The organism is Arthrobacter mangrovi, assembly GCF_026011795.1.
In the GTDB taxonomy this organism is placed as follows: Bacteria; Actinomycetota; Actinomycetes; order Actinomycetales; family Micrococcaceae; genus Crystallibacter; species Crystallibacter mangrovi.
In genome coordinates, this window is record NZ_BRVS01000004.1 from 79,237 (window position 1) to 104,734 (window position 25,498).

The 25,498-nt window shown below is 69.6% G+C and carries 18 protein-coding genes and 1 pseudogene; 8 read left to right on the top strand and 11 right to left on the bottom strand.

Annotation, left to right across the window (positions count from 1 at the left end):
• The first annotated feature begins 217 nt into the window (after positions 1 to 217).
• On the top strand, positions 218 to 2,281 hold the full coding sequence (locus AHIS1636_RS04485) for a transglycosylase domain-containing protein (RefSeq protein ID WP_264794616.1): 2,064 nt from the start codon (positions 218 to 220) through the stop codon (positions 2,279 to 2,281).
• A gap of 46 nt (positions 2,282 to 2,327) precedes the next feature.
• Here the strand turns inward: AHIS1636_RS04485 and allB are convergent, their stop codons facing one another.
• The 9 genes and pseudogenes from allB to AHIS1636_RS04530 all read right to left on the bottom strand — a co-directional run bounded on the left by allB (position 2,328) and on the right by AHIS1636_RS04530 (position 13,876).
• Positions 2,328 to 3,674: an allantoinase AllB gene (allB, locus tag AHIS1636_RS04490; protein ID WP_264794617.1), complete on the bottom strand. Its 1,347-nt coding sequence runs from the start codon at positions 3,672 to 3,674 to the stop codon at positions 2,328 to 2,330.
• Positions 3,675 to 3,676: 2 nt separating this feature from the next.
• Complete coding sequence (locus tag AHIS1636_RS04495) at positions 3,677 to 4,879, bottom strand: glycerate kinase (protein ID WP_264794906.1); 1,203 nt, start codon at positions 4,877 to 4,879, stop codon at positions 3,677 to 3,679.
• 27 nt (positions 4,880 to 4,906) lie between these two features.
• Positions 4,907 to 6,697 carry a glyoxylate carboligase gene (gcl, locus tag AHIS1636_RS04500; RefSeq protein WP_264794618.1) on the bottom strand — a complete coding sequence of 597 codons (1,791 nt, stop codon included), beginning with the start codon at positions 6,695 to 6,697 and terminating at the stop codon, positions 4,907 to 4,909.
• Between the two features lie 149 nt (positions 6,698 to 6,846).
• A pseudogene (locus AHIS1636_RS04505) lies at positions 6,847 to 7,731 on the bottom strand (2-hydroxy-3-oxopropionate reductase); the annotation flags it as partial.
• Positions 7,732 to 7,758: 27 nt separating this feature from the next.
• The gene (locus AHIS1636_RS04510) at positions 7,759 to 8,541 is read right to left on the bottom strand and encodes a hydroxypyruvate isomerase family protein (protein WP_264794619.1); all 783 of its coding nucleotides are present in this window, start codon (positions 8,539 to 8,541) and stop codon (positions 7,759 to 7,761) included.
• Between the two features lie 233 nt (positions 8,542 to 8,774).
• Positions 8,775 to 9,590 (bottom strand): bifunctional allantoicase/(S)-ureidoglycine aminohydrolase, encoded by an 816-nt coding sequence (locus tag AHIS1636_RS04515; protein WP_264794620.1) that lies wholly within the window; start codon positions 9,588 to 9,590, stop codon positions 8,775 to 8,777.
• Entirely contained in the window at positions 9,587 to 10,870 is a 1,284-nt protein-coding gene (locus tag AHIS1636_RS04520) for a DUF6986 family protein (RefSeq protein ID WP_264794621.1), read from the bottom strand. The genes AHIS1636_RS04515 and AHIS1636_RS04520 overlap by 4 nt, the downstream gene beginning before the upstream one ends.
• Complete coding sequence (gene aceB, locus AHIS1636_RS04525; RefSeq protein WP_264794622.1) at positions 10,870 to 12,474, bottom strand: malate synthase A; 1,605 nt, start codon at positions 12,472 to 12,474, stop codon at positions 10,870 to 10,872. The genes AHIS1636_RS04520 and aceB overlap by 1 nt, the downstream gene beginning before the upstream one ends.
• A 16-nt stretch (positions 12,475 to 12,490) precedes the next feature.
• Positions 12,491 to 13,876, bottom strand: a complete 1,386-nt coding sequence (locus AHIS1636_RS04530) for an NAD-dependent malic enzyme (RefSeq protein WP_264794623.1) — start codon at positions 13,874 to 13,876, stop codon at positions 12,491 to 12,493.
• Positions 13,877 to 14,124: 248 nt separating this feature from the next.
• On the opposite strand from AHIS1636_RS04530, the gene AHIS1636_RS04535 reads away from it, so the two are divergent.
• From AHIS1636_RS04535 to AHIS1636_RS04560, 6 genes are all read left to right on the top strand, one after another.
• The gene (locus AHIS1636_RS04535) at positions 14,125 to 14,886 is read left to right on the top strand and encodes an IclR family transcriptional regulator (protein WP_264794624.1); all 762 of its coding nucleotides are present in this window, start codon (positions 14,125 to 14,127) and stop codon (positions 14,884 to 14,886) included.
• 233 nt (positions 14,887 to 15,119) lie between these two features.
• A complete protein-coding gene (locus tag AHIS1636_RS04540; protein WP_275116365.1) occupies positions 15,120 to 15,614 on the top strand; it encodes a nucleoside deaminase in 495 nt (164 codons plus the stop codon).
• Between the two features lie 10 nt (positions 15,615 to 15,624).
• Positions 15,625 to 17,094, top strand: coding sequence for an NCS2 family permease (locus tag AHIS1636_RS04545; protein ID WP_264794625.1), 1,470 nt, complete (start codon positions 15,625 to 15,627; stop codon positions 17,092 to 17,094).
• A gap of 58 nt (positions 17,095 to 17,152) precedes the next feature.
• Complete coding sequence (locus tag AHIS1636_RS04550) at positions 17,153 to 18,445, top strand: XdhC family protein (protein WP_264794626.1); 1,293 nt, start codon at positions 17,153 to 17,155, stop codon at positions 18,443 to 18,445.
• 9 nt (positions 18,446 to 18,454) lie between these two features.
• Complete coding sequence (locus AHIS1636_RS04555) at positions 18,455 to 19,297, top strand: FAD binding domain-containing protein (RefSeq protein WP_264794627.1); 843 nt, start codon at positions 18,455 to 18,457, stop codon at positions 19,295 to 19,297.
• A gap of 1 nt (position 19,298) precedes the next feature.
• Positions 19,299 to 22,202 (top strand): molybdopterin-dependent oxidoreductase, encoded by a 2,904-nt coding sequence (locus AHIS1636_RS04560; protein ID WP_264794628.1) that lies wholly within the window; start codon positions 19,299 to 19,301, stop codon positions 22,200 to 22,202.
• A gap of 75 nt (positions 22,203 to 22,277) precedes the next feature.
• On the opposite strand, the gene AHIS1636_RS04565 is transcribed toward AHIS1636_RS04560, so the two are convergent.
• Positions 22,278 to 23,471, bottom strand: a complete 1,194-nt coding sequence (locus tag AHIS1636_RS04565) for an MBL fold metallo-hydrolase (protein ID WP_264794629.1) — start codon at positions 23,469 to 23,471, stop codon at positions 22,278 to 22,280.
• 362 nt (positions 23,472 to 23,833) lie between these two features.
• On the opposite strand from AHIS1636_RS04565, the gene AHIS1636_RS04570 reads away from it, so the two are divergent.
• A complete protein-coding gene (locus AHIS1636_RS04570) occupies positions 23,834 to 24,484 on the top strand; it encodes a hypothetical protein (protein ID WP_264794630.1) in 651 nt (216 codons plus the stop codon).
• Between the two features lie 252 nt (positions 24,485 to 24,736).
• Here the strand turns inward: AHIS1636_RS04570 and AHIS1636_RS04575 are convergent, their stop codons facing one another.
• A complete protein-coding gene (locus AHIS1636_RS04575; protein WP_264794631.1) occupies positions 24,737 to 25,468 on the bottom strand; it encodes an alpha/beta fold hydrolase in 732 nt (243 codons plus the stop codon).
• Positions 25,469 to 25,498 lie beyond the last annotated feature (30 nt).

Consider the following 25,498-nt stretch of genomic DNA (forward strand, 5'->3'; position numbering starts at 1 on the left):
TGACCGGTGCCGCTTGAAACGATTGGGAAACGAGGTGCCGCGGACTCTGGCGGGCCCGATGCCAAAGATCTAACCTTCTCTTTATCGACTCCAACTCGGCGTAAGGAGGGGTGCGGGAATCCAGCGGCGGACGGGGGTGCGCCACGCTCCCGACGCCGCCGTACGGCCGGGTGGGCACGATGCGCAGGCGGCCGCGGCGTCTCCGCACGACGGCATGATGAGCCTTTTTGCAAAGCCCGAACCGGTCCCCTTCTCTGTGCTGATGACCTCGGCACGTCCCGACCGGAGCCGCGCCAGGCGCCGCAGCATCTCCCGGCGGCTGAACTCCTGGATAGTGTGGGTCGCGACCGCTGCCCTCGGCGCCGCTCTGATCGTCGCACCCGCCTCCATCGGGCTCTCGTACGTCGGCAGCGCCGCGCTGGACGCCTGGGACACCCTGCCGACCAACCTGCCGCTGAACGTGCCGCTGGCCCAGCAGACCGTGATGCTCGACAAGAACGGCAAAGAGTTCGCCCGCCTCTACAACGTGAACCGGATCGACGTCGACCTGAACCAGGTGTCCCCGGCGTTCCAGCAGACCCTGCTGTCCACCGAGGACGCGAGGTTCTACGAACACGGCGGGGTGGATCCCTACGGCATCACCCGCGCACTGATCCACAACCTCTCCAGCAGCGACGTCCAGGGCGCCTCCACCATTACCCAGCAGCTGGTCCAGAACATCCTGGTCAACAATGCCCGGGACGAGGTCGAGCTGTCCGTGGCCGCCGGTGATACCTACAATGCCAAGATCCGCGAGGCCAAGTACGCGGTCGCCCTGGAAAAGCAGCTGTCCAAGGACGAGATCCTCAAGAGGTACATGAACGCCGTCTATTTCGGCAACGGAGCCTACGGGGTAGAGGCCGCCGCCCGCGTCTACTTCAGCACCACGGCGGCCAAGCTGAACCATGTCCAGTCCGCGCTGCTCGTCGGCATGCTCAAGGCTCCCGTGAGCCTGGACCCGTTCACCCACCCCGAGGCTGCGACCGAGCGCCGGAACACGGTGCTCGGCGTCCTCGAGCAGCGGAAGGTCCTGGCTCCCAAAGAGGCCCAGGCCGCGCGCGAGTCGGGGCTGGGCGTGAAGCGCGGGTCCGTGCCCTCCAGCTGCGGCGGCTCGAAGTACCCGTTCTACTGCGAGGTCGTCCGCGAGGAGCTGCTGACCAACCCGGCGTTCGGCAAGACCGCCGAGGCACGCCAGCAACGGTTCAACCAGGGCGGCCTGACGCTGACCACCGGGCTGGATCCGAAGGCGGCGGACGCCGCGCAGGCCGCCGTCGAGAAGGCGCTCGGCAACCGCAACCGCGTCGCCCTGGGGACCGCCGTCGTCGTGCCCGGCAAGGGCCACATCGCCGCCATCGCGGAGAACCGCGAGTGGGGCAAGGGCGGCGGCAAGACGCAGGTAGTCTACGCGGAGAACGCCTTCCAGGTGGGCTCCGCCATGAAGCCGATCGTGCTGGCCACCGCGCTCAGCCAGGGCATTCCGCCGTCCCTGCGGCTGAGGGCGGACGGCCCGTACCGCACGGCGGCCCTGGACAACCCGCGCGGCGGCTACATCAACTACAACAACCGCGACTACGGCGTGATCAACGCCTATCAGGCGATCAGGAGCTCGGTGAACGTCTATTTCGTCCGGTTGATCGAGCGCGTCGGCGTCATCAACACCGCCAAGATGGCGGAGAAGCTGGGGATCACCACGATCCCGGCCGACGAGCTGACCGGGCGGGAGGCCTCCCTGGCCCTGGGCGCCTACGAGGTCCCGCCGCTGCAGATGGCCAGCGCCTACGCCGCCTTCATGAGCGGCGGCGTGGTGTGCAAGCCGGTGGCCATCATCAAGGCGCAGCGCACCGACACCAAGAAGAACCTCCCCGTGCCGGACCCCGACTGCCACAAGGCGATCGACAAGGATGTGGCCGACACCGTCGCCCACGCCCTGAAGGAACCGTTCAAGCCGACCGGCACGCTGGGGCAGCTGAAGGGCCTCAAGGGCCGCGAGGCCGGCGCCAAGACGGGCACCACCAACAGCTTCGCCGCCAACTGGATCGTCGGCGGCACGCCGCAGCTGCTGGCCGCCGTCTGGCTGGGCGACCCGCGCGGCGGCGCGCAGCATCCGCTCAAGCGGGTCGAGGCCTACGGCAGGACGTTCAAGGACCTGACCGGCTCCGAGGTGGCGGGCCCCGTCTGGAAAGAGACCATGGAGGGCGCGCTCAAGGGGGTCAAGGCCGTGCGGCTGCCGGATGCCCCGTAACCCTAGGTCCATGGTCCGAGATCCGTAGCCCGAGATCCGTGGTCCGCTACGCTGCGCCGCGGCGCAGCAGCCGCCCAGCGGGCACTTCGCCGTCGATCTCCCCGCCGCGCAGGAAGGTTTTGCGCACGACGCCGGAAAGCACCTTTCCGTCGTACGGCGTGATCGGGTTCTTGTGCTTGAGTCTCTTCGCGTCCACCACGAAGGACTCGTCCGCGGCGAAGATGGAAAAGTCCGCGTCGAAGCCGAGCGCCAACTGGCCCTTGTGCGACATGCCCGCAAGCTGTGCAGGCTTGCGGGACATCCAGTCCACCACCTGCTCCAGTGCCAGCCCGCGGCGGCGGCCCTCGGTCCAGATCAGCGACAGCCCCAGCTGCAGCGAGGCGACGCCGCCCCAGGCGACGCCGAAGTCGCCGTTCTCCAGGTCCTTGAGGTCCAGGGTGCTGGGCGAGTGGTCGGAGACGATGCAGTCGATCACGCCATCCTCGAGGCCCTGCCAGAGCAGTTCGCGGTTGGAAGCCTCGCGGATCGGCGGGCAGCATTTGAATGCCGTCGCACCGTTGGGAATCTCTTCGGCCAGCAACGTCAGGTAGTGCGGGCAGGTTTCCACCGTGATCCGCACACCGTCGCGCTTGGCGCTGGCAAGCATCGGCAGCGCGTCCGAGGACGACAGGTGCAGGATGTGCGCGCGGGCGCCGGTCCAGCGGGCCCGTTCAATCACCTCGGCGATGGCGACGTTCTCCGCGCCGCGCGGGCGGGACGCCAGGAACCGGGCGTACTGGTCCCCCTCGGCGTGCGGCGCCCGCTCGATGGCCCGGGAGTCCTCGGCGTGGACAATCATCAGCGAGTCGAAGCCCTTCAGCTCCGCCATGTCCTTTTCCATCTCGTCCGCATCCAGCGGCGGGAACTCATCGACGCCGGAATGCAGCAGGAAGCACTTGAACCCGAACACGCCCTCGTCATGCAGGGGCCTCAGGTCACCGAGGTTGCCGGGCACGGCTCCACCCCAGAAGCCGACGTCCACGAACGCCTGGTCCAGCGCGGCGGCACGCTTCTCCTCCAGCGCGGGAACGTTGACCGTGGGCGGGATGCTGTTCAGCGGCATGTCGAGGATGGTGGTCACGCCGCCGGCGGCCGCGGCGCGGGTGGCAGAGGCGAACCCTTCCCACTCGGTGCGGCCCGGCTCGTTGACGTGCACGTGCGTGTCCACCAGCCCCGGAATCAGCGTCTCGTCCGCGGCGAGCTCGATGCTCCGCCGGCCGCGCAGTCCGTTGCCGAGCGGCTCCATCGCGCGGATGGTCCCGTCGAGCACGCCCACCTCGCGGGCGGCGATTCCCGCCGTCGTCATGATCCGCTCTCCGCGGATGACCAGGTCAAACTCAGGCTCGGCGGCCATGGTCAGGCTCCCTTCATGGTGCTCAGCAGGCCGGCCTCCGCAGGCCGGCCCTTCCCCGGCAGGGCCGCGGCGGCCGTGCCTTCCTTCAGTATTGCGGCGATCGCCGCTCCTGTCTGCTCCAGCAGCTGCGGCGCGGACGCCATGCACCGCTGCACGTCGGGATCCAGCTCGAGCAGCTCGAACGTGGCGGAAATACCGGCCGCGCGGAGGCGGTCCTCCGGCAGCAGGTTCCGCCCGCAGACCGCGTACACCGGCACGCCGGCGGCAGCGGCGGCCTCGGCCACGCCCACCGGCGCCTTGCCCTCCAGCGACTGCGTGTCCAGGCTGCCTTCGCCGGTGACCACCAGCCGGGCGCCGTCCAGTTTCCGGCGCAGCCCGATCAGTTCCATGACGACGTCGATCCCGCGTTCGCGCCGTGCGTTGAGGACGGCGAGGGCGGCGAAGCCCACTCCCCCGGCGGCGCCGGCACCGGGGAAGACTGCTGCGGCGCGGGTGCCCGGTCCCAGCTCCTTGGCCAGCACCTGGACGAAACGGCCCAGCGCGGCGTCCAACAGCTCCACGTGTTCCGGTGAAGCCCCCTTCTGCGGGCCGAAGACCGCCGCGGCCCCGTCGGGGCCCAGCAGCGGATTGTCCACATCGGACGCCAGCACCAGGGATACCCGGTCCAGCCGCCCGTCCAGGCCGGACAGGTCCACCGCGGCGAGCCGCGCCAGCGCCCCGCCGCCGTGCGGAAGGTCGGCGCCGCCGTCGTCCAGCAATCTGGCGCCCAGCCCCTGCAGCAGGCCCGCGCCGCCGTCGGTGCAGGCGCTGCCGCCCACGCCGAGGACGATCTCGGTGCAGCCGGTATCCAGCGCCGCCCGGATCAGCTCGCCGGTGCCGCGGCTGGTGGCGGCCAGCGGCTCCAGCCGGCCTCCGGGCAGCACATCCAGCCCGGACGCCGCCGCCAGCTCGACCACGGCCCGCCTGCCGTCCACCGCGAACGCGGCCTCCAGCGGCCTGCCGGTCGGACCGGTGACGATGGCCCGGTGCCGGCGGTAGCCTGCGCCGATGGCGGCTTCGACCGTGCCCTCGCCGCCGTCGGCGACCGGAACCTTCACGATCTCCAGGTCCGGGGCGGCGGCCAGCAGCCCGCGCTCCAGGGCCGCGGCGACCTGGGGTGCCGGCAGCGAGCCCTTGAACTTGTCCGGCGCGAGCACGACCCGCACGCCTGCGTCCTTGTTAGCCGCCATCGCCTAGTCCAGCAGGGCCGTGATGGCGGTCGGGGCATCGGCGCCGCGGGCTGCGAGCTCCTCGAACTCGGTCACGTTGTCCAGCTCGGTGCCCATCGAAATGTTGGTCACGCGCTCGAGGATGACCTCCACGATGACCGGCACCTTGTACTCGGACATCAGCGCGCGCGCCTTCTCGAAGGCCGCGGCCAGGTCCTCGGGGTCCTCCACCCGGATGGCCTTGCAGCCCAGGCCCTCGGCCACCTTGACGTGGTCCACGCCGTAGCCGGCCGCGGTGGCGGACAGTCCGGTCGAGTTGACGTTCTCGAAGGCCAGCGACACGTGATAGTCCATCTCGAAGCCGCGCTGGGACTGGCGGATCAGGCCCAGGTAGGAGTTGTTGACCACAACGTGGATGTAGGGCAGCTGGAACTGCGCGCCGACGGCCAGCTCCTCGATCATGAACTGGAAATCGTAGTCGCCGGAGAGCGCCACAACGGTCTGCTCCGGCTTGCCGCGGACCACGCCCAGCGCGGCGGGCGCGGTCCAGCCCAGCGGCCCGGCCTGGCCGGCGTTGATCCACTTGCGCGGCCCGAAGACGTGCAGCAGCTGGGCGCCGGCGATCTGGGACAGGCCGATGGTGGAGACGTAGGTGGTGTCCTCGCCGAAGGCGGCGTTCATCTCCTCGTAGACGCGCTGCGGCTTGATCGGCGCCTGCGTGAAGTGGGTCTTGCGCTGCAGCCGGCCCTTGCGGTGGGCGCACTCCGCGGCCCAGGCCCGGTAGTCCGGCAGCCGGTCCGCGGCCTTGCGCTCCCGGGCGACCTCCAGCAGGACGTCCAGCGCGGCGCCGGCGTCGGATGTGATGCCCAGGTCCGGCGCGAAAACGCGGCCGATCTGGGTGGGCTCGATATCGATGTGCACGAACTTCCGCCCGGCCGTGTACTTCTCCACGGAGCCGGTGTGGCGGTTGGCCCAGCGGTTGCCGATGCCGATCACGAAGTCCGAGGCCAGCATCGTCTCGTTGCCGTAGCGGTGCGAGGTCTGCAGGCCGACCATGCCGGCCATCAGCCGGTGGCTGTCCGGAATGGCGCCCCAGCCCATCAGGGTCGGGATGACCGGGACGTTCAGCAGCTCGGCCAGCTCCACCAGCCGCGCGGACGCGCCTGCGTTGATGATGCCGCCGCCGGCCACAATCAGCGGGCGCTCTGCCGCGGTGAGCAGGTCCAGCGCCTTCTCGGCCTGCTTCCGGGTGGCCTTGGGCTTTTCGACCGGCAGCGGCTCGTAGGCGTCGATATCGAACTCGATCTGGGCCTGCTGCACGTCGAACGGCAGGTCCAGCAGCACCGGTCCGGGCCGGCCGGAGCGCATCAGCTGGAACGCCTTCTGGAAGGCGCCGGGCACCTGGGCCGGCTCCAGTACGGTCATTGCCATCTTGGTCACCGGCTTGGCGATGGACTCGATGTCGACGGCCTGGAAGTCCTCCTTGTGCAGCTTCGCCACCGGCGCCTGCCCGGTGATGCAGAGGATCGGAACGGAATCGGCCCACGCGGCGTAGAGGCCGGTGATCATGTCGGTGCCGGCGGGGCCGGAGGTGCCGACGCAGATGCCGATGTTGCCGTCGGCCGCCCGGGAGTACCCGTCCGCCATGTGCGAGGCGCCCTCGACGTGGCGGGCCAGCGTGTGCCGGATGCCGCCGTGGGCGCGCATGGCGGAGTAGAACGGATTGATGGCCGCGCCCGGCAGGCCGAACGCCTCGGTGGCGCCCTCCTTGGCCAGGATCGCGATGGCAGCGTCAACGGTGCGCATCTTGGGCATGGGAGTCTCCTTGGAAAGCTGAGGGTGCCCGCGGTGGGGCGGTTTTTGGGTGTGGCTGGCCGGACCGGCGCCGTTGATTACGACGCCGGTCTGGCGGCTTATGGTGGTGGCCCGCCTAGGCGCGGGTGTGCTTTGCGGGGCGGGTTGCCTTACTTGCGTCCGGAAAGCTGCAGGACCTGCTTGAACAGGCCGGAGTGGTCCAGCCCGCCGTCGCCCTGGTTGACGGTCGCGGCGACGAGCTGGGCTACGGCCGCGCCCAGCGGCACGGCGACGCCGGCTTCGCGGGCCGCGGCGGTGACGATGCCCAGGTCCTTGTGGTGCAGGGCCAGCCGGAAGCCCGGGTCGAAGTTGCGGTCCAGCATCTTCTGCCCCTTCTGGTCCAGCACCTTGGAGCCGGCGAGGCCGCCGCCAAGGACCTTGAGGGCGGCGTCGGTGTCCACGCCGTAGGCCTCGAGGAAGGCGATGGCCTCGCTGAGTGCCTCGATGTTGACCGCGACGATCAGCTGGTTGGCTGCCTTCACGGTCTGCCCGGAACCAGACGGGCCGACGTGGACGATGGTCTTGCCCACGGCCTCCAGGACCTCACGGGCGTCCGCGAAGTCTTCGGCGGCGCCGCCGACCATGATGGAGAGGGCACCGTCGATCGCGCCCTGTTCGCCGCCGGACACCGGAGCATCCAGCGGGCGGAGGCCGGCGGCCCGGGCGTCTTCAGCGAGGCGCGAGGCTACGTCGGGACGGATGCTGCTGGCATCGACCCACAAGGCGCCCTTCTTCGCGTTGGCGAAAACGCCGTCGTCCCCGGACACCACGGCCTCGACGTCCGGCGAGTCCGGCACCATGGTGATGACGACGTCGGCCTCCTTCACGGTCTCCGCGACGCTCGCCGCCCCGCGGCCGCCGTCGGCGACAAGCTTGTCGATCTTCTCCTGGCTGCGGTTGAAGCCGGTGACGGTGTAGCCCGCCTTGACCAGGTTGACGGCCATCGGCAGGCCCATGATTCCGAGTCCGATTACTGCAACGTTCGTCATGATGAAGTCCTTCGTGCGTTGGTTCTGTGGGTCTTAGCGGATCAGCCAGCCGAAGGCCTCGGCCTGCGGCGCCTTGTATTCCAGGCCGATCGGGCCTGCGTAGCCGAACTCGCGGCTGCGGGAGATCCATTCGCCGAGCGGGAGTTCGCCGGTGCCGGGGGCGCCGCGGCCGGGGTTGTCCGCGATCTGGATGTGGCCGAAGTCCTTGGCGTGGTTCTCGATGACGGTTTGGACGTTGTCCCCGTTGACCGCCAGATGGTAGAAGTCCGCCAGCAGCTTGATGTTCTGCGGGCCTTCGGCGTGGACCTTGCCGATCACGTCCAGCGCGTCCTGCGCGGTCTTCAGCGGGTAGCGCTCGGCACCGGACACCGGTTCCAGCAGGACCGTGCCGCCGATCCGGGCGACTCCCTCCGCCGCGGCCACCAGGTTCTTCAGCGCCAGCTCGTCCTGCGCTTCCGCGGAATGCCCTTCCATCCGGTTGCCGTAGAGCGCGTTGAAGGCCTTGCAGCCCAGCCGCTCCCCGATGCCGGCGACGACGTCGATGTTGTCCTTGAACTCGGAGCAGCGGCCCTTCCAGGACACCAGCCCCCGGTCGCCGGCCGGCATGTCGCCCGCGTTGAAGTTGAGCCCGGTGAGCTGTACCCCGGCGTCCTTGATGGCAGCTTCGAAAGCGTCCACGTCCTTGTCCGCGGGGACGGAGTCGGCAAACGGCCACCAGAACTCCACGGCGTCGAAGCCGGCAGCGGCGGCCGCTGCGGGCCGCTCCAGCAGCGGCAGTTCGGTCAGGAGGATCGAGCAGTTCACGGTGTACGTCATGACGGCTTTCCTTACAGTCATTCCACATTGCGGAAGTAGGCTTTTGCTTTACGAAAAGCTTAGTGGACCGAATCCGTGGCGGTCAATAGCTTTTTCGCTTTGTGGAATAAAGTTTTCAACTTGAACGCGCTGATCGGACACAGCTCCGCCCCCGGGACTCTCGGACCGGGGGCGGAGGATTTTCGGGCGGCGCGGCCGCGGCGTTGACTCGAGGTTCAGACCAGAGGCGCGGACTAGAGCAGGACCTGGCGGTTGACGTCCTTGTAGAGCAGGTAGCGGAAGTTGGACGGTCCGCCGGCGTAACAGGCCTGGGGGCAGAAGGCGCGCAGGGACATGTAGTCGCCCTCCTGGACCTCGACCCAGTCACCGTTGAGCCGGTAGACGGCCTTGCCTTCCAGCACGTACAGCCCGTGTTCCATCACATGGGTTTCGGCGAACGGGATGGAGGCGCCGGGTTCGAAGGTGACGACATTGATGTGCATGTCGTAGGCGAGGTCGTCGGCCGGAAGCATCCGGGTGGTGCGCCATTTGCCGTCGGTGTCGGGCATCGGGGAGGGTTCGAGGTCCTGCTCGTTGCCGAAAACGGCCTTGGCGGTATACCCCTCCAGCGGCTGGTAGGCCTTCCGGATCCAGTGGAACTGGGCGGGAGCACCGCCGTCGTTCTTCACCTGCCACTGCGCCCCGGCCGGCGCGTACGCGAAGCCGCCGGGCGCCAGGACGCGGTTCTCGCCTTCGATGGTGACGCTCAGCTCGCCCTGGACCACGAAGACAAAGCCCTCGACGCTTTCCTGGGCCTCGGGCTTGTCCGAGCCGCCGCCCGGGGCCACCTCCATCAGGTACTGGGCGAACGTCGTCGCTCCCCCTGCCACCGGACGGTTCAGGATCCAGACGCGGGTATCGGACCAGTCCGGCAGCACGCTGGTGACGATGTCGCGCAGCACGCCGCGCGGGATGACCGTGTAGGCCTCGGTGACGATGGCGCGGTCCGTCAGCAGGTCCGTCTGCGGGGGCAGGCCGGCGGGATTGGTGTAGTAGTGCCGTGGATTCATCGTTGATCCTCTGGGGTGGGAGTGGAGTTGGGGTGGGCAAGGGCCGCCAGCTGCCCGGTGCCGATGTCGGCGAGCCGGACGAACTCGGCTTCCTCGACGGCCCCGCAGGCCAGGCCGCGGTGGATGAACCGAGCCAGGGCGCGGGCGGTGGCGGGTTCGTCCAGGATGGTGCTGCCGATCTTGTGGACGTAGTTCTTCAGCCGGACGGCCGCGGCCTCGAAGCCCTCCCGGTAGAAGGCATAGGTGGCCAGGTAGCGGGTGGGCAGCTGCGCCGGGTGCAGGTCCCAGCCCTGGTAGATGCCGCGTTCCAGGTGGCGCCGCACCAGGCGGGCGTGCAGCGCCCAGGCCGCAGCGACGTTGCCGGCGTCGCCGAGAGGCAGGATGTTGGTCGAGCCGTCCGAGAGCTGCACGCCCGTGCCAGCGACGGCGACCTGCATGACTGACTTCGCGTAGTCCGCGGCCGGGTGTTCCATCGACTGGTAGGCCGCGGCGATGCCGAGCGAGGCACTGTAGTCGTACGTGCCGTAGTGCAGCGACGAGACGCGCCCGGCTCCCGCATGGATCAGCTGCGCCACCGGGACCGTGCCGTCCGCGGCCAGGATCAGCTGGGGCGTTTCCATCTGCACCTCGAAGCGCAGCCGGCCCGCAGGCAGCCCATGGACGTGTTCGAGCTGCTTGCAGGCCGTCACCATGGCGCTGACCTGGGCGACGGTGCTGACCTTCGGCAGCGTCAGCACCAGCCCCTCGGGCAGGCCCCGCGCGGCGGAGTGCTCCAGGAGCGAGGAGAGGAACAGGTCCAGCGTGCGCAGGCCGCGGGCCCGGGTGGGCGCTTCGAAGCACTTGAAGCGGATTCCGATGAAGGGCGGTACCGTTCCGGCGGCCACGGCCTCGGCGACCAGCCGGCCAGCCGATTCCGCCGCGGCGTCCTCCTCGTCCTCCGGGCGGCTGCCATAGCCGTCTTCGAAGTCCAGCCGCAGGTCCTCGATCGGCTCGCTTTCCAGCTTGCGGCGCACCAGCTCGGCCAGCTGCTCCGGCTGGCCCAGGCCCAACGCCGCGGCCAGGTGCTCCAGGCCGCCGTGTTCCTTCAGCGCGGCCAGGGCTTCGGCGCCCCAGCGCGCGGCCAGGTCGGTGGTAAAGGAGTCGGCGGGCACGTAGACCGTGTGGACCGGCTGCCGGCCCGCGCCCTCGCCGGGATAGGCGGTGGCCAGCAGCTTGTCGGTGGCGGCAAGCTCCGCGTCGATCCGGGCGATGGTGTCCGCCCCGAGTGTCGGTCCGCGCATCAGGGCACCAGCTCGTAGGCGGGCAGGGTGAGGAATTCGACGAAGTCTCCCTCGCCCAGGGTCAGGTCGGCGATGAGCTTCGCGGCCGGAACGTAGAACCGGTTGAAGCGGTCGTCGTCGCCGACTTCGCCGCGCAGCCGCTGGGTTTCCTCGTCCAGCAGGTTCCGCACGAGTTCGGGGGTGACAGTGCGGCCGGTGTCCGCGAGCTTGACCTGGTTGTGCAGCTGCTGCCAGACCTGGGTCCTTGAAATCTCCGCGGTGGCGGCGTCTTCCATCAGGTTGTGGATGGCGACCGCACCGTTGCCGGAGAGCCAGACTGCGGTGTAGGCGACGGCCACGTACAGGTTCAGCCGGAGCCCGGCCTCGGTCACCTCGCCCTGGGCCGAGGAGACGTCAAGCAGCTGCCCGGGCGTCACCTGGACCTCCTCGCGGAGCCGGTCCACCTGGTTCGGCTTGTCCCCGAGCACGGAATCGAAGACTTCGCGGCAGGTGTCCACCAGGTCCGGGTGCGCCACCCAGGACCCGTCGAAGCCGTCGTTTGCCTCGCGCGTCTTGTCCGCCCGGACCTTCTCGAAAGCGGCGGCGGTGACTTCCGGCTCGCGCCGGTTGGGAATGACGGCCGCCATCCCGCCCATCGCGAACGCCCCGCGCCGGTGGCAGGTCTTGACCAGCAGCTCGGTGTAGGCGCGCATGAACGGCGCGGTCATCGCCACGGACGCCCGGTCCGGCATGATGAACGAGTCCCCGGCTTCGCGGAAGTACTTGATGATGCTGAACAGGTAGTCCCAGCGGCCGGCGTTCAGGCCGGACGCGTGGTCGCGCAGTTCGTAGAGGATCTCCTCCATCTGGAAGGCCGCGGGAATGGTCTCGATCAGCACCGTGGCCCGCACCGAACCCTGCGGCAGCCCGAGCTCATCCTGCGCGAACACGAACACGTCGTTCCAGAGGCGGGCCTCCAGGTAGCTCTCCATCTTCGGCAGGTAGTAGAACGGGCCGTCGCCGCGCTCGAGCAGGTACTTGCCGTTATGGAAGAAGTGCAGGCCGAAGTCCACCAGCGCGCCCACGGCGGGCGCGCCGTCGAACAGGATGTGCTTCTCCGGCAGGTGCCAGCCGCGTGGACGCACCACCACCGTGGCCAGCGGGGCATCCGTGCGCAGCGCGTACTCCTTGCCCTCCGGCGAGGTGTAGGAGAGCTTCCCGCGGGCCGCGGCGGTCAGGTTGACGAGCGAGTCGATGACGTTGTTCCACGACGGCGAGCTCGCATCTTCGAGGTCAGCCAGCCAGACCTTGGCGCCCGAGTTGAGCGCGTTGATGGCCATCTTCACCGGCGAGGCGGGGCCGGTCATCTCCACCCGGCGGTCGCGCAGCTTCTCCGGGGCCGGGGCCACCTTCCAGTCGCCCTCGCGGATCTGCCGGGTCTCGTCCAGGAAGTGGAGGCCCCCGGTTTCGGCGGCGCGGCGCCGCGCGGCCACCCGGTCGGCCAGCAGCCCGTCCCGGGGAGCGGCAAACTTGCGGTGGAGCTTCTCCACGAAGTCCAGCGCCTCGGGGGTCAGGATGCGGTCGGCTCCGGGGACCGGCGAGCTGTGGGTCACAGTGAGAGTCATGGTGTTCGCCTTCCGTTTAGCGGGTTGCTGCAGCGTTGGCGACGGCGGACGCAACGTCCGCTGCCACGTGCGGGTCAAAAACACTGGGGATGATGAAGCTGGGGTTGAGTTCTTCGTCCGAAACACGCTCGGCGATGGCGGTCGCCGCTGCTACCAGCATCTCATCGGTGATCTCGGATGTCCCGGCATCCAGGAGCCCGCGGAAGAAGCCCGGGAAAGCCAGCACGTTGTTGATCTGGTTAGGGAAGTCGCTGCGCCCGGTGGCGACCACCGCGGCGTATTTGGCAGCGATGGCGGGGTCCACTTCCGGATCCGGGTTGGCCATGGCGAAGATGATGGAATCCGGTGCCATGGTGCGCACCTGCGCCTCCCCCAGGATGTTCGGCCCACTGACGCCGATGAACACATCGGCCCCGGACACGGCGTCGTGCAGGCTGCCCGTGAAGTTCTCCGGGTTGGTGTTCTCCGCCAGCCAGGCGCGGTGCGGATCGCTGTAGGACTCGTCGCGGTTGATGGCGCCGTTCCGGCCGCAGGCCACGATGTTGAGCGCGCCCTGCGCCATGAGCAGCTGGATGATTGCGTTGCCCGCGGCGCCGACGCCGGCGACGACAATATTGACGTCCTCGATCTTCTTGTTGACGACCTTCAGCGCGTTCTGCAGCGCCGCGAGCGTCACGATCGCGGTGCCGTGCTGGTCGTCGTGGAACACCGGGATGTCCAGTTCCTCGCGCAGCCGCCGCTCGATCTCGAAGCAGCGCGGGGCGGCGATGTCCTCCAGGTTTACTCCGCCGTAGACCGGCGCCAGCGCCTTGACGATGCTGATGATCTCCTCGGTGTCCTGCGTGTCGAGGCAGACCGGCCAGGCGTCCACGCCGGCGAACTGCTTGAACAGCGCCGCCTTGCCCTCCATCACGGGCAGCGCGGCGGCCGGCCCGATGTTGCCCAGCCCCAGCACGGCGGAACCGTCGGTCACCACGGCGACGGTGTTCCGCTTCACCGTGAGCCGGCGGGCGTCGTCCGGGTTCTCCGCGATCGCCTTGCAGACGCGTGCGACGCCGGGAGTATAGGCACGGGAGAGATCGTCGCGGTTGCGCAGGGGCACCTTGGGGACGACTTCGAGTTTGCCGCCCAGGTGCATCAGGAAGGTGCGGTCGCTGAGCTTGCGCACGGCCACGCCTTCCAGCGCGTCAAGCGCCGCGCGGACCCGCTCGCCGTGGTCGGCGTCCGTGGTGTCGCAGCTGACGTCGACCACCAGGCGGTCGTGGTGGGATTCCGTGACGTCCAGCGCCGTGACCGAGGCGCCGGCACCTGCGACGGCGGCAGCCAGTTCGCTGGTCGCGGTGAAGTTCGCGGGGGTTTCCACACGCAAGGTGATCGAATACCCGGGGCTCGGAGTCGCCATTGATTCTCCTCCTGTCGCGGCCCCGCCGCCCTCCTGCGCCGGCCGCACCGGCCGGCGAGGACGAAACGGCCAGGCCTTCATCTTTTTCCGTATTATGGATATTATTCTTTACTGAATGGAAATACAAGGCTTTTGCGGCCCCGTATTCCGAACCGCGGAAATTTTCTTCGTTCCAGCGATATTCTGGGAGGGAGAGCAGCGCCGTTCCGGCGCCGCGGGAAACCCGCGCAACCTTCGAGGAGCACATCATGCCCGCAAAGCCCGCCGGCGGCGTCCAGTCAGTGGAGCGCGCCTTCGACCTGCTGGAACTTATCGCCCGGGCCGGCGGCGAAGTCGCCCTGACCGAGCTCGCCGCGGAGACCCCGCTCCCGCTCCCCACGATCCACCGCCTGCTGCGGACGCTGGTCGGCATCGGCTATGTCCGGCAGCTGCCCAATCGCCGCTACGCCCTGGGGCCGCGCCTGATCCGGCTCGGCGAAGTGGCGAACCGCCAGCTCGGGGCCCTGGCCATGCCGCTGCTCAAGGACCTGGTCGCCAACCTGGGCGAAACGGCCAACATGGCAGTCCTCGACGGCGACATGGTCACCTACCTCGCGCAGGTCCCGTCGCCGCACGCCATGCGCATGTTCACCGAGGTCGGCCGCCAGGCCAACCTCCACGACAGCGGCGTCGGCAAGGCGATCCTGTCCGTGCTGGACGACGAACGCGTCACCCGCCTGGTCAAGCAGGCGGGCATGCCGACGCCGACCCCCAAGTCCATCGGCACCCTGGATGACCTTTTCGCCGACCTCGCGCGTATCCGCAAGGACGGCTACGCCATCGACGACGAAGAGCAGGAAACCGGGGTGCGCTGCTTCGCGATGGCGGTCCCCGGCGCTCCCACGCCGATGGCGCTGTCCATTTCCGGCCCCGTTTCCCGCGTGGATGAAGGCTTCCGCGACCGTGCCGTACCGGAACTGCGGAAGGCCACGGACGCCATCGCCGCGGCGCTGACCCTCGCCGGGGACTGAGCCGCCCCCGTAGCGGAGATTCCCGCAAACCGGAAATTCCCTTCCAAAAGGGGTGGTGCGCGTCACATTCTGCTGCTAACGTTCTTCTTGCCAATGGCGGGCTCCGCTTTCCGGAGCTATCTACCGGGCGCTACTAACCTAATCAGCCATCGTTGAAGCTGAGGTCATGCCGCCCGCGCCTTGAGCGTCCCTGGTCCGTGGCCTGCTTCCCCGATCACAGGAAGTCGCCGATTATGAAACCCACCCTCGCCAACACTGAGTGCACGCAATACCTGGCCATGGCAATCGACCTTGCCTCCGCCAATGTCCGCAACTCCGGCGGACCGTTCGGCGCCGTCGTCGTTTCCGCCGACGGGCGGACCTTCGAAGGCGCCAACCGGGTCACCGCCACCAACGACCCCACCGCCCATGCCGAAGTCACCGCGATCCGCGCCGCCGCGGCAGCGCTCGGCACGTTCGATCTGTCCGGCGCCGTGCTCTACACCAGCTGCGAGCCCTGCCCCATGTGCCTGGCTTCCGCGCTCTGGGCTCGGATCAGCCGCGTTGTCTACGCGGCTGACCGCCATGACGCCGCGCGCTCCGGCTTCGACGACGCGGTGTTCTACAACTACTTCGACGCCGCCGGAGACCGGCAGCTGATGCCGGTGGTCCGCGACGGCCACCAGGACACCGACTACCTGCAGCCGTTCCAGCTCTGGGACCGGCTGGACACCAGGATCGACTACTGAGGCGGCAGCCATGGCTATCTCGATCCTTCCCAAGGGCGGCCCGCGCCTGTCCAGCGGCCTGCTGGACAGGTACTTCCAGATCACCCAGCGCGGCTCGAGCGTCGGCCGCGAGTTCCGCGGCGGCCTGGTCACTTTCTTCACGATGGCTTACATCGTCATCCTCAATCCGCTCATCCTCGGCGGTTTCGGCCCGGATTCGGCACCGGTCGACGTCGCCGGCAACTGGCTGCCCGCCGCGCAGGTCGGAGCCGTCACCGGGCTGACCGCCGGCGTGATGACCATCCTCTTCGGGCTGGTCGCCAACCTGCCGTTCGGCCTGGCCGCCGGCCTGGGCATCAACTCCTTCCTCGCGGTGTCCGTGATCCAGGACGTCACATGGCCCGAGGCGATGGGGCTGGTGGTGATCAACGGCATCCTGATCGTCGTGTTCGGTATGACGGGCGCGCGGACCGCAATCTTCCGGGCCATCCCGCAGGACCTGAAGGCAGCCATCACGGTGGGCATCGGCCTGTTCATTACCTTCATCGGCTTCGTGGACTCCGGCTTCGTCCGGCGCACCGAGGGCGGCCCGCCGGTCCAGCTGGGCGACGACGGCTCCATCACCTCGCTGCCCACCGTCGTGTTCGTCGCTGGGCTGCTGGTCATGGGCGCCCTGGTGGCCCGGAAGGTCCAGGGCGGGCTGCTCATCGGCATCGTCGCCACCACGGTGCTGGCCGCAGTGCTGGAGGCGGTCCTGAAGCTCGGTCCCGCGTCCGACAGCAATCCCGGCGGCTGGCACCTGAACACTCCGGTGCTCGAGGGACACATCGTCTCGGTTCCCGACCTCAGCCTGGTCGGCCAGTTCGACCTGTTCGGCTCCTTCGGCCGGATCGGCGCGCTGGCGGCGACCATGCTGGTGTTCACCCTCGTCTTCACCAACTTCTTCGACGCGATGGGCACCATGACCGGGCTGGCCAAGAGCGCCGGAGTCGCGCACGCGGACGGCACCTTTCCGCGCCTGAAGTCCGCCTTCATCATCGAGGGCTTCGGCGCGGTGGCCGGGGGCGCCTCTTCGGGATCCTCCAACACGGTCTACGTCGACTCGGCCGCCGGCATCGGCGAGGGCGCCCGCACGGGCCTGGCCTCGGTGGTCACCGGCGCCCTGTTCCTCGGGGCGATGTTCCTGACACCGCTGACCTCGGTAGTGCCCATCGAAGTGGCGGCAGGGGCGCTCGTCGTCGTCGGCACCCTGATGGCTGCGCAGATCCGCGAGATCGACTTCAGCCGGTTCTCCATTGGCATGCCGGCCTTCCTGACCATGATCACCATGCCGCTGACCTACTCCATCGCCAACGGGATCGGCGTCGGCTTCATCGTCTGGGTGCTCGTGCACTCCGCGACCGGCAAGGCCCGCAGCATCCACCCGCTGATGTGGCTGGTCGCCGCAGGCTTCCTCGTGTATTTCGCCCGGGGGCCGATCAGCGTCCTGCTGGGCGGCTAGCACTTCCCGGTGGCGCCCGCAGCACAACGGGCGCCACCGGACCGAAAGGACAAGCATCATGTTGCATTTTGGATCCGAGCTGCGCCCGTGGCTCGACGGCCGGCAGGTTGTGGTGGCCACGGTGGTTGCCGCCAGCGGCTCGGTGCCGCGGCCGGTCGGCACTTCCATGCTGGTCGCGGCCGACGGTGCGGTGCTCGGCTCGCTGTCCGGCGGCTGCGTCGAGGGGGCGGTGGTAGAGTCCGCGCTCGAGGCCCTCGCCACCGGATTGCCGCGCCGCGAGCGCTTCGGCTTCAGCCGCCAGGACGCCTTCGCGGCGGGCCTTACCTGCGGCGGCGAGCTGGAGGTGCACATCGCGCCGGCCGGCGGAGACGGGTACGACGGCGGCCTGCCGCTGGCGCTGCTGTCCCGCCTTGCGGCCTTCGGACCGCAGGAACCGGTGGCCCTGGTCCGCCGCATCGACGAAGGCGGCTGCGGGGCGCTGTTGGTTCCCGAGCCGCAGCAGTTCCGCGCCGCCGGCTGGCTGCCCGAACTGCGCCGCCTGGCCGGTTCCGGCGAGGCCGCCCGGTCGGCGGCGGCACAGCTTTCGGTCCTGCTGGCCGCGGGCGGAAGCGGCCTGCTGCGCCTTCCCTCGGGCGCCGACGGCTGCACGGGTGAACCGCCGACCCTGCTGGTCGAAACCCGGCTGCCCGCGCCGCGGCTGCTCGTCTTCGGCGCCAACGACTTCGGAGCGGCGCTGCTGCCGCAGGCCAAGCTGCTCGGCTACCAGGTGGCGCTGTGCGACGCCCGGCCCGCCTTCGCCCGCCAGCCGCGCTTCGCCGCTGCCGACGAGGTCGCCGTCGACTGGCCGCACCGCTACCTCGCGGCGGAGGCAGCCGCGGGCCGGATCGACAACCGCACCGTGGTCTGCGTCGTCACGCACGACCCGAAGTTCGACCTCCCGCTGCTGCGCACGGCGCTGGACCTCGAGCTGGCCTACATCGGCGCCATGGGCTCCCGGCGCAGCCACCGCCAGCGCGTGCGGGACCTGCTGGCCGAAGGCGTCCGCCCCGAGGACCTCGAGCGGCTGCATGCACCGATCGGCCTGGACCTGCAGGCAGCCACCCCCGCCGAGGTCGCGGTCTCGATCATCGCGCAGGTCATCGCGTCCCGGAACAGCGCCGCCACCGGCCAGCCGCTCTCCGCCCGGAGCGGCCCCATCCACACGTCCCCGGCGGTCTCCCCGGCGGCCACCCCGGCCCCCGGCCCTGCCGTCGACACCCCCGCGGCCGGTGCCGCCGCCCGCGGCAGCCGGCCTCCCGCCGTCGTACTTCCCCGCCCGGCCGGCGCAGAACCGGCCCTCACCCGCGCTTAGGAGGCCCCCATGGACATGAACACCATCGAAACCGTCCTGCCGACCGCCGACCCCGAAGACTGGCAGCCCGGCGATGCCTGGCTCGGCGGCGGCACCGTGCTCTTCTCCTACGGCAGCACCACGCTGCGCCGGCTCCTCGACCTCGGCCCGGCCAGGTGGGAACCCGTCACCGTCTACGGTGACGGCATCGAGCTGGCCGCCACCTGCACCATCGCCACCCTGTACCAGGTGCCGGAGTCCCCCGGCCTCGCGGCGCTCTGGCCCGCGCTGGACCTTGTGCGGCCGTGCTGCGATGCGTTCGTCGCGTCCTTCAAGATCTGGAACATGTCCACGGTCGGCGGGAACATCTGCACGTCGCTGCCGGCCGGGCCGATGACCTCGCTCTGCGCCGCGCTGGACGGCGTGGCCACCATCCTCTCCCCCGGCGGCGGCAGCCGGACCCTGCCCGTGGCCGAACTGGTCACCGGGGACGCCGCCAACGCGCTGGTGCCCGGCGAGCTGCTGCGCAGCGTCCACCTGCCCGCCCACGCGCTGTCGGCACGCACCGCGTTCCGCCGCCTGTCGCTGAGCAACCTCGGCCGCTCCGGCGTGCTGCTCATCGGCCGCCAGGACCGCGACGGGGTATTCGTGCTGACCGTGACCGCGGCAACCAAGCGCCCGGTGCAGCTGCGCTTCGCCGCCGGCCTGCCCGGGCCGCAGGAACTGCAGGAGGCCCTGGACGCGGCGATCGCACCCGGCCTGTACCACGACGACATCCACGGCCTGCCCGAGTGGCGCCGCGACATGACCTACCGGCTGGCGGAGGAAATCCGCGCCGAGCTGCTGGCCGGGCCGGCGGAAAGGAGCGCCTGACATGGCGATCGAGATCAATGGCAAACCGCATGCCAACGCACCGCGGCCAGGCCAGTGCCTACGCACCTTCCTGCGCGAGGAGGGCATGCTCGGCGTGAAGAAGGGATGCGACGGCGGCGACTGCGGTGCGTGCACCGTGCATGTCGACGGCGAACCCGTACACAGCTGCATCTACCCCGCCGTGCGCGCCGAAGGCCGGTCCGTCACGACCATCGAGGGCCTGGCCGGCGGGGACGGGCTGCACCCGATGCAGCAGCGGTTCCTCGAGGCCCAGGGCTTCCAGTGCGGCTTCTGCTCCGCCGGGATGATCATGACCGCCGCGACGTTCAGCGAGGAGCAGAAGCAAGACTTGCCGCGGAACCTGAAGGGCAACCTCTGCCGCTGCACCGGCTACCGGGCCATCGAGGACGCCGTCCTGGGCCGCGACGGCGGCGGCTGCTCCCACCCGGCGGACGCCCGCTGCGGGCTGGATGCCCCGGCGGGAGCGGGTACTGCGGAAGCCGGGACCGCGGGGGGCGGGACTGCGGAGCGCGCCGGGCGGGCCGAAGCACCCCGCGCCGTCGGTGCGGACACCCCCGCCCCCGCGGGCCCCGCCGTCGTAACCGGCACCGCCCGCTACACCCTGGACGTCCCGGCGGAGCAGCTGCCCGGCCTGCTGCACCTCAAGCTGGCCCGCGCGCCGCACGCGCACGCCCGGATCCGCGCTATCCGGACCGAGGCCGCGCTGGCGGTGCCCGGCGTCGTGGCCGTCTTCACGCACGAGGACGCCCCGGCGCAGCTGTTCTCCACCGCACAGCACGAGCTGTATTCGGACGACCCGGACGACACCCGCGTGCTCGACGACGTGGTCCGGTTCAAGGGGCAGCGGGTCGCCGCCGTCGTCGCCTATTCTGTCGCCGCCGCCGAGGCCGGGGTGCGCGCGCTCGAAGTGGACTACGAGCTGCTGCCCGCGGTCTTCGATCCGGCCGCGGCATTGGCGCCGGGTGCGCCGCTGCTGCATGCGGACAAGCCGGCGGAGGCGCGCATCGCCGCACCGGAGCGCAACATCGTGGCCGAAGTGCACACAGAGATCGGCGACGTCGCCGCCGCCCTCGCCGCCGCGGACGCGGTCCACGAGGAGACCTACCGCACGCACCGAGTGCAGCACGTGGCGCTGGAGACGCACGCGGCCATCGCGTGGACGGAACCCGACGGCTCCCTCGCGGTGCGCTCCTCGACCCAGGTGCCGTTCCTGGTCCGCCGCACGCTCGCGCGGATCTTCGCTCTGGACGAGGACCGGGTCCGGGTCACTGCCGGCCGGGTCGGCGGCGGATTCGGCGGGAAGCAGGAGGTCCTGACCGAGGACATCGTGGCCCTGGCCGCGCTCAAGCTGCGCCGGCCGGTGCAGCTGGAACTGACCCGGAGCGAGCAGTTCACCGCCACCACCACGCGGCATCCGTTCAGCATCGCCGTGCGGGCCGGCGCCCGGAAGGACGGCACGCTCACCGCGCTGGCGATCGACGCCACCACCGACACCGGGGCCTACGGCAACCACGCGCCCGGCGTCATGTTCCACGGCTGCAGCGAGTCCATCGCGGTCTACCGGTGCGCCGCGAAGAAGGTGGACGCCCGGGCGGTCTACACCAACACCGTGCCCGCCGGCGCCTTCCGCGGCTACGGCCTGAGCCAGATGATCTTCGCCGTCGAGTCCGCGCTGGACGAACTGGCCCGCACGCTGGGGCTGGACCCGCTGGAGTTCAAGCGCCGCAACATGGTCTCCGAGGGCGACGAGCTGCTCTCGCTGCACGCGGAGCCGGAAGAGGACGTCGTCTGCGGCAGCTACGGGCTGGACCAGTGCGTCGAGCTGGTCCGCGGCGCGCTGGACCGCGGCCGCGGGCGCGGAGCCGGCGGCCAGGACCTCGGCCCGGAGTGGCTGGTCGGCGAGGGCACCGCGCTGTCCATGATCGCCACGGTCCCGCCGCGCGGCCACTTCGCGCACAGCATCATCCGGCTGGAGGCGGACGGCTACCTGCTGGACGTCGGTACCGCGGAGTTCGGCAACGGCACCACCACCGTACACGCGCAGCTCGCCGCCGAGGCCCTGGGCGTGGCACCGTCCGCGGTGCGGATCCGGCAGTCGGACACCGCCCTGACCGGGCACGACACCGGCGCCTTCGGCTCCACCGGCACCGTCGTGGCCGGCAAGGCGACCCTCGCCGCGGCCCAGGAGCTGGCCGCCCGGCTGCGCAGGCTCGCCGCCGGGCTGACCGGCATGCCGGCCCGGCAATGCGTCCCGGGACCCGCGGGCGTGCACTGCGGGGACCGGACGGTCGGCTTCGCGGAGCTGGCAGCCGCCGCCGCGCAGCAGGGCAATCCGCTGCAGGCCGAGGGCCGCTGGGGCGGCACGCCGCGCTCGATCGCCTTCAATGTCCAGGGCTTCCGCGTCGCCGTGCACGCGGGTACCGGGGAACTCGCGATCCTGCAGAGCGTGCAGGCGGCCGATGCCGGCGTCGTCGTCAACCCCCGCCAGTGCCGCGGCCAGATCGAAGGCGGCATCGCCCAGGCCCTCGGCGCCGCGCTCTACGAAGAGGTGAGAATCGACGACGGCGGTGCGGTCACCACGGACATCCTGCGGCAGTACCACATCCCCACCTTCGCGGACGTCCCGCGCAGCGAGGTCTACTTCGCCAGCACCTCGGACAGCCTGGGCCCGCTCGGCGCGAAGTCGATGAGCGAAAGCCCGTACAACCCTGTCGCCCCCGCACTGGTCAACGCCCTGCGGGACGCCACTGGCCTCCGCTTCACCGCGCTGCCGCTCACCCGCGACCGCATCTACCTGGCCCTCAAGGCTGCCGGCCGCGTACCGGCAGCCAGCGCGATAGAGCCGGTTCCGGCGCCCGGGTCGATGATAGCCAGCTCCCGCTAACTGCCCTGCCGGCGCCGGCGCCTGCGGCCGTCCACAGCGGAACCGCAGGCACCGGCGTCGTACAGGCGCGGAACGCTACCGCCCTCGCACCGCCGCCCCGATGGCGATGGCGTCCAGGTCCTCGCCGACGATCAGCTTGCCGGAGAAGTTGTCGCCGGCCCGTTCGAATTCCTTGACCGGCCAGTTTCCCGGAACCATGTGGTTCAGCACCAGCGTGCGGACTCCGGCCTGTTCAGCGATGGCACCGACCTCTTCGATCGTGGTGTGGGCGCCCTTAAGGTGCTGGTACTCGGCCTCGGCCGCTGCATCGCGGGGCTCCGGATGGCGCTGGGCAATCCACTGCTCGGCAATGACTTCGTGCACCAGGATGTCCGCGCCGGCGGCCAGCTCCACGAGGTTTTCGCTGGGGCCGGTGTCGCCGGAGAACACCACTGTTCCGGTATCCGTCTCGAATTTAAACGCGTACGCAGGGAAGACGGGCGCGTGCTGGACCAGCGTTGCGGACACCTTGACCCGGTCGTCCTCGTAGAAGCTGAACGGCGACATCCGCGGATGCGGGTTCCCGTTCGGGTCCTTGGCATACCGCGCCGGCAAGGGGATGTCGCGGCCGGCGAAGATCTTGTCCGGCGTTGGATAGCCGCTGTCGATGACGCGGTCGTTGAAGTCCGTGGCGAAGGTCCTGACCATCATGTCGATCGTTTCCCGGGTGCCCGGCGTAGGGTTCTCCGGGGCGACGACCTCGGTCATTTTCTCGCCCTTGTAGCTCACCGGCAGGGCGCCGCGGTTGCCCGGCCCCCAAATCTCCACGAGCCGGTCCCTGCGGGAGAGCCCGTTCTGAAGACCCGTGCCCAGGATTCCGTACAGGTCCGCGATATGGTCCGAATGCAGGTGCGTAAGAAACACCGACTGAAGTCCATCCAGCGGCCCCTGCATGTCCTTGTCCCAGGTGCCCAGCCGGGCATCCTTGATCTGGCGCCCGACTCCGTGCCCGGCGTCGACCAGGTAGTAGCGGTCGCCCACAACGACGGCGGAGGCCACGCCTGCCCGGTCCGTGTCCTGCCACCACGGGGGTCCGCCCGAAGTTCCCAGCAGGACCAGCCGATTCATCGCGTCCGACGTCAGAGGCTTGCGGCGAGGACCGGTACGCGGGTTGCCGGACTCGGACGGCAGCTGCGCCGCACCGGTCAAAACCGGCGCCAGCCCGGCTACGGATAAAGAACCAAGAACGGCGCGGCGCGACAGGCGCCCGCCATCAGGCGTCTTTGCCATGGGAGATCTCCTAGTATTCACGGGCGGCCGCCGCGGCGGCGTGGCCCTGGCCAAACAACTGTGCCGACGGCACGCGAACGCGTCCAGGCAGCAGCCACGGCTAACCACCTTAGGAGAAGGCCGCGCCGATGTTAAAGACATATTCACCCCCTATTGATACGGACTGAATATAAGGACGGGTGGCGCCTACAGGCTTGGTCACACAGCAGGTTTGGCACCGGCTTCAGAAGACCGTGGATTTCCCGGAGTTCAAGGCGCCGTAGCGGAATTACAGCTTGGCCAAGGTGGTCTTTTCGCCAGCGGCGACGGCGATTCTACGCAACGGCGTGCGGCGGGGCCCGCCGGAGCCATACGGTAGCCGGATGGAACGCTTTACAGGGTTCATCGTGGGTCTGGGCACCAGCGCGGGTCGCCGACTGGTGGTCGGTCACTGGATGGACTCACCGCTCGGCGCCTTCACGGACGTCATGACCGAGGACCGCGACGGGCTGCGGACGCTGCTGGCCCCCAACCGGGCGGTCGCCGACTATGTGTCCGCGACCTACCGCTTCGACGACGTGGTGGTGGCGCCGCTGGACGCCGGCCTGAGCCCCGCCGGGGAACGGAGCGCGGAACCGGGGAACGAACCCGGGACCACTGCACTGGTCCTCCGCGTTTCCGGCGGCCCGCTGGAGCTGCGCGCCGACCTGGGCCCCGTGACAGCGCTGGGCCGGATGCTGCAACTGGTCCCCGCCCGGATCGCCGTCCACCCGGCGTGGCTGACAGCCGTGAACCGCGCCGCGCGGATCCTGCTCCCGGGGGTTGCCACCGCCGGCTCCGCCGGAGGCGGACGTCGGGAGTACTATGGCGTGCGCTCCATCCGTAGCGTCGAGCGCGCCGCGGCGAGCTGGAACGGGGCCGGCCTCGGGCCCCTCGCGCCGGTGGATCCGCCCGTGCGCTTCGGCTTCAGTTCCGTCCCCCGCACGCCGCAGGCCGTGGCCGTCACGACCACGATCCTCCCCGCCCGCCGCTGAGGCGGGACCGACGGCGGAAGGAGGTTAATGGCGTTCACTGCCGGAGCAACAAAGACCTTCCCTTCTGAAGCTCACTCGCTGAGGAATATCTGCGCCGGTTTGCTGAGTCCGAAAATCCCTACCAAAGAATTTTTTCCATCGTCACGAGGCATGATGCCCTGAGGATTCAACTCCAGCCCAGATTTGGCCTTCGTTCCCAACTTCCGGGGAGCAGTTCAGCTTCGGCTGACCCCTTCTTGGTTATAGGTGCTTTCAGTTGGTTCGAGAAGCCTCTGACTGAATGGCCTTGGCGAGGTCGCGAGGACTGCTCCACATGGGCCAATGGCCCGTTGGGAGGTCAATGACGTCGAAGTGTTCAAGGTTCGCGACCTCGGTGAACATGGGATGACCGGTTTGGGCCAGCTCCAGCACCTGCGCACTAGGGATTGAGCAACAGATCAAGGTGGTACGGACCTTATGGCGGGCGCCGTTGGTGAGCTCGATGCGCTGACGAAGCACGGGGCCGGGCTCAGGGACGGCTCGGGCCCGAAACTGCTCGAGGACCTCTGCGCTCAGGCCTTCGAGGCTCGCCTGCTGTGCAAGGACGTCGAAGGGCGGCAGTGGAAGCTCCTCCAACTCATCCGGGAGATCCGGGGCGAAGACACTTCCCGTCGCTACAGGGCCGGAGTCGACCCACACTACCCGGTGGACAAGCTCAGGGCATCGGTCCAAGACGAGGCTGACGGGAGCGTTAGCCCCACTGTGGGCGACGAGAATCGCAGGCTGATTACCCTGTTCAGTAATGACGCCCAGAATTGCTTCAGCCTGGGCGTCGAGGGTTCTAGCCGCACGCTCAGGATCGTGTGCGTCGAGACCAGGCAGTGTCATCGCGATGGTACGAGGGTGGTCGGTTTTCAGGTGTTCAAGAACTTCGTCCCAGGCCCAGGCACCCAGCCAGTGGCCGGCGATGAGGATGATCGTCGGGCTGCTCACAGTAGTTGTCATGTGCCAACTCTCGCAGGGCGTACGGACAAC

Coding starts and splice junctions, on each gene's coding strand:
- AHIS1636_RS04565 (WP_264794629.1), bottom strand. CDS start 23,471: ATGGCAAAGACGCCTGATGGCGGGCGCCTGTCGCGCCGCGCCGTTCTT.
- AHIS1636_RS04535 (WP_264794624.1), top strand. CDS start 14,125: ATGCCCGCAAAGCCCGCCGGCGGCGTCCAGTCAGTGGAGCGCGCCTTC.
- allB (WP_264794617.1), bottom strand. CDS start 3,674: ATGGCCGCCGAGCCTGAGTTTGACCTGGTCATCCGCGGAGAGCGGATC.
- AHIS1636_RS04570 (WP_264794630.1), top strand. CDS start 23,834: ATGGAACGCTTTACAGGGTTCATCGTGGGTCTGGGCACCAGCGCGGGT.
- AHIS1636_RS04520 (WP_264794621.1), bottom strand. CDS start 10,870: ATGCGCGGACCGACACTCGGGGCGGACACCATCGCCCGGATCGACGCG.
- AHIS1636_RS04575 (WP_264794631.1), bottom strand. CDS start 25,468: ATGACAACTACTGTGAGCAGCCCGACGATCATCCTCATCGCCGGCCAC.
- AHIS1636_RS04515 (WP_264794620.1), bottom strand. CDS start 9,590: ATGAATCCACGGCACTACTACACCAATCCCGCCGGCCTGCCCCCGCAG.
- AHIS1636_RS04555 (WP_264794627.1), top strand. CDS start 18,455: ATGGACATGAACACCATCGAAACCGTCCTGCCGACCGCCGACCCCGAA.
- AHIS1636_RS04550 (WP_264794626.1), top strand. CDS start 17,153: ATGTTGCATTTTGGATCCGAGCTGCGCCCGTGGCTCGACGGCCGGCAG.
- AHIS1636_RS04530 (WP_264794623.1), bottom strand. CDS start 13,876: ATGGCGACTCCGAGCCCCGGGTATTCGATCACCTTGCGTGTGGAAACC.
- aceB (WP_264794622.1), bottom strand. CDS start 12,474: ATGACTCTCACTGTGACCCACAGCTCGCCGGTCCCCGGAGCCGACCGC.
- AHIS1636_RS04510 (WP_264794619.1), bottom strand. CDS start 8,541: ATGACGTACACCGTGAACTGCTCGATCCTCCTGACCGAACTGCCGCTG.
- AHIS1636_RS04560 (WP_264794628.1), top strand. CDS start 19,299: ATGGCGATCGAGATCAATGGCAAACCGCATGCCAACGCACCGCGGCCA.
- gcl (WP_264794618.1), bottom strand. CDS start 6,697: ATGCCCAAGATGCGCACCGTTGACGCTGCCATCGCGATCCTGGCCAAG.
- AHIS1636_RS04545 (WP_264794625.1), top strand. CDS start 15,625: ATGGCTATCTCGATCCTTCCCAAGGGCGGCCCGCGCCTGTCCAGCGGC.
- AHIS1636_RS04485 (WP_264794616.1), top strand. CDS start 218: ATGAGCCTTTTTGCAAAGCCCGAACCGGTCCCCTTCTCTGTGCTGATG.
- AHIS1636_RS04540 (WP_275116365.1), top strand. CDS start 15,120: ATGAAACCCACCCTCGCCAACACTGAGTGCACGCAATACCTGGCCATG.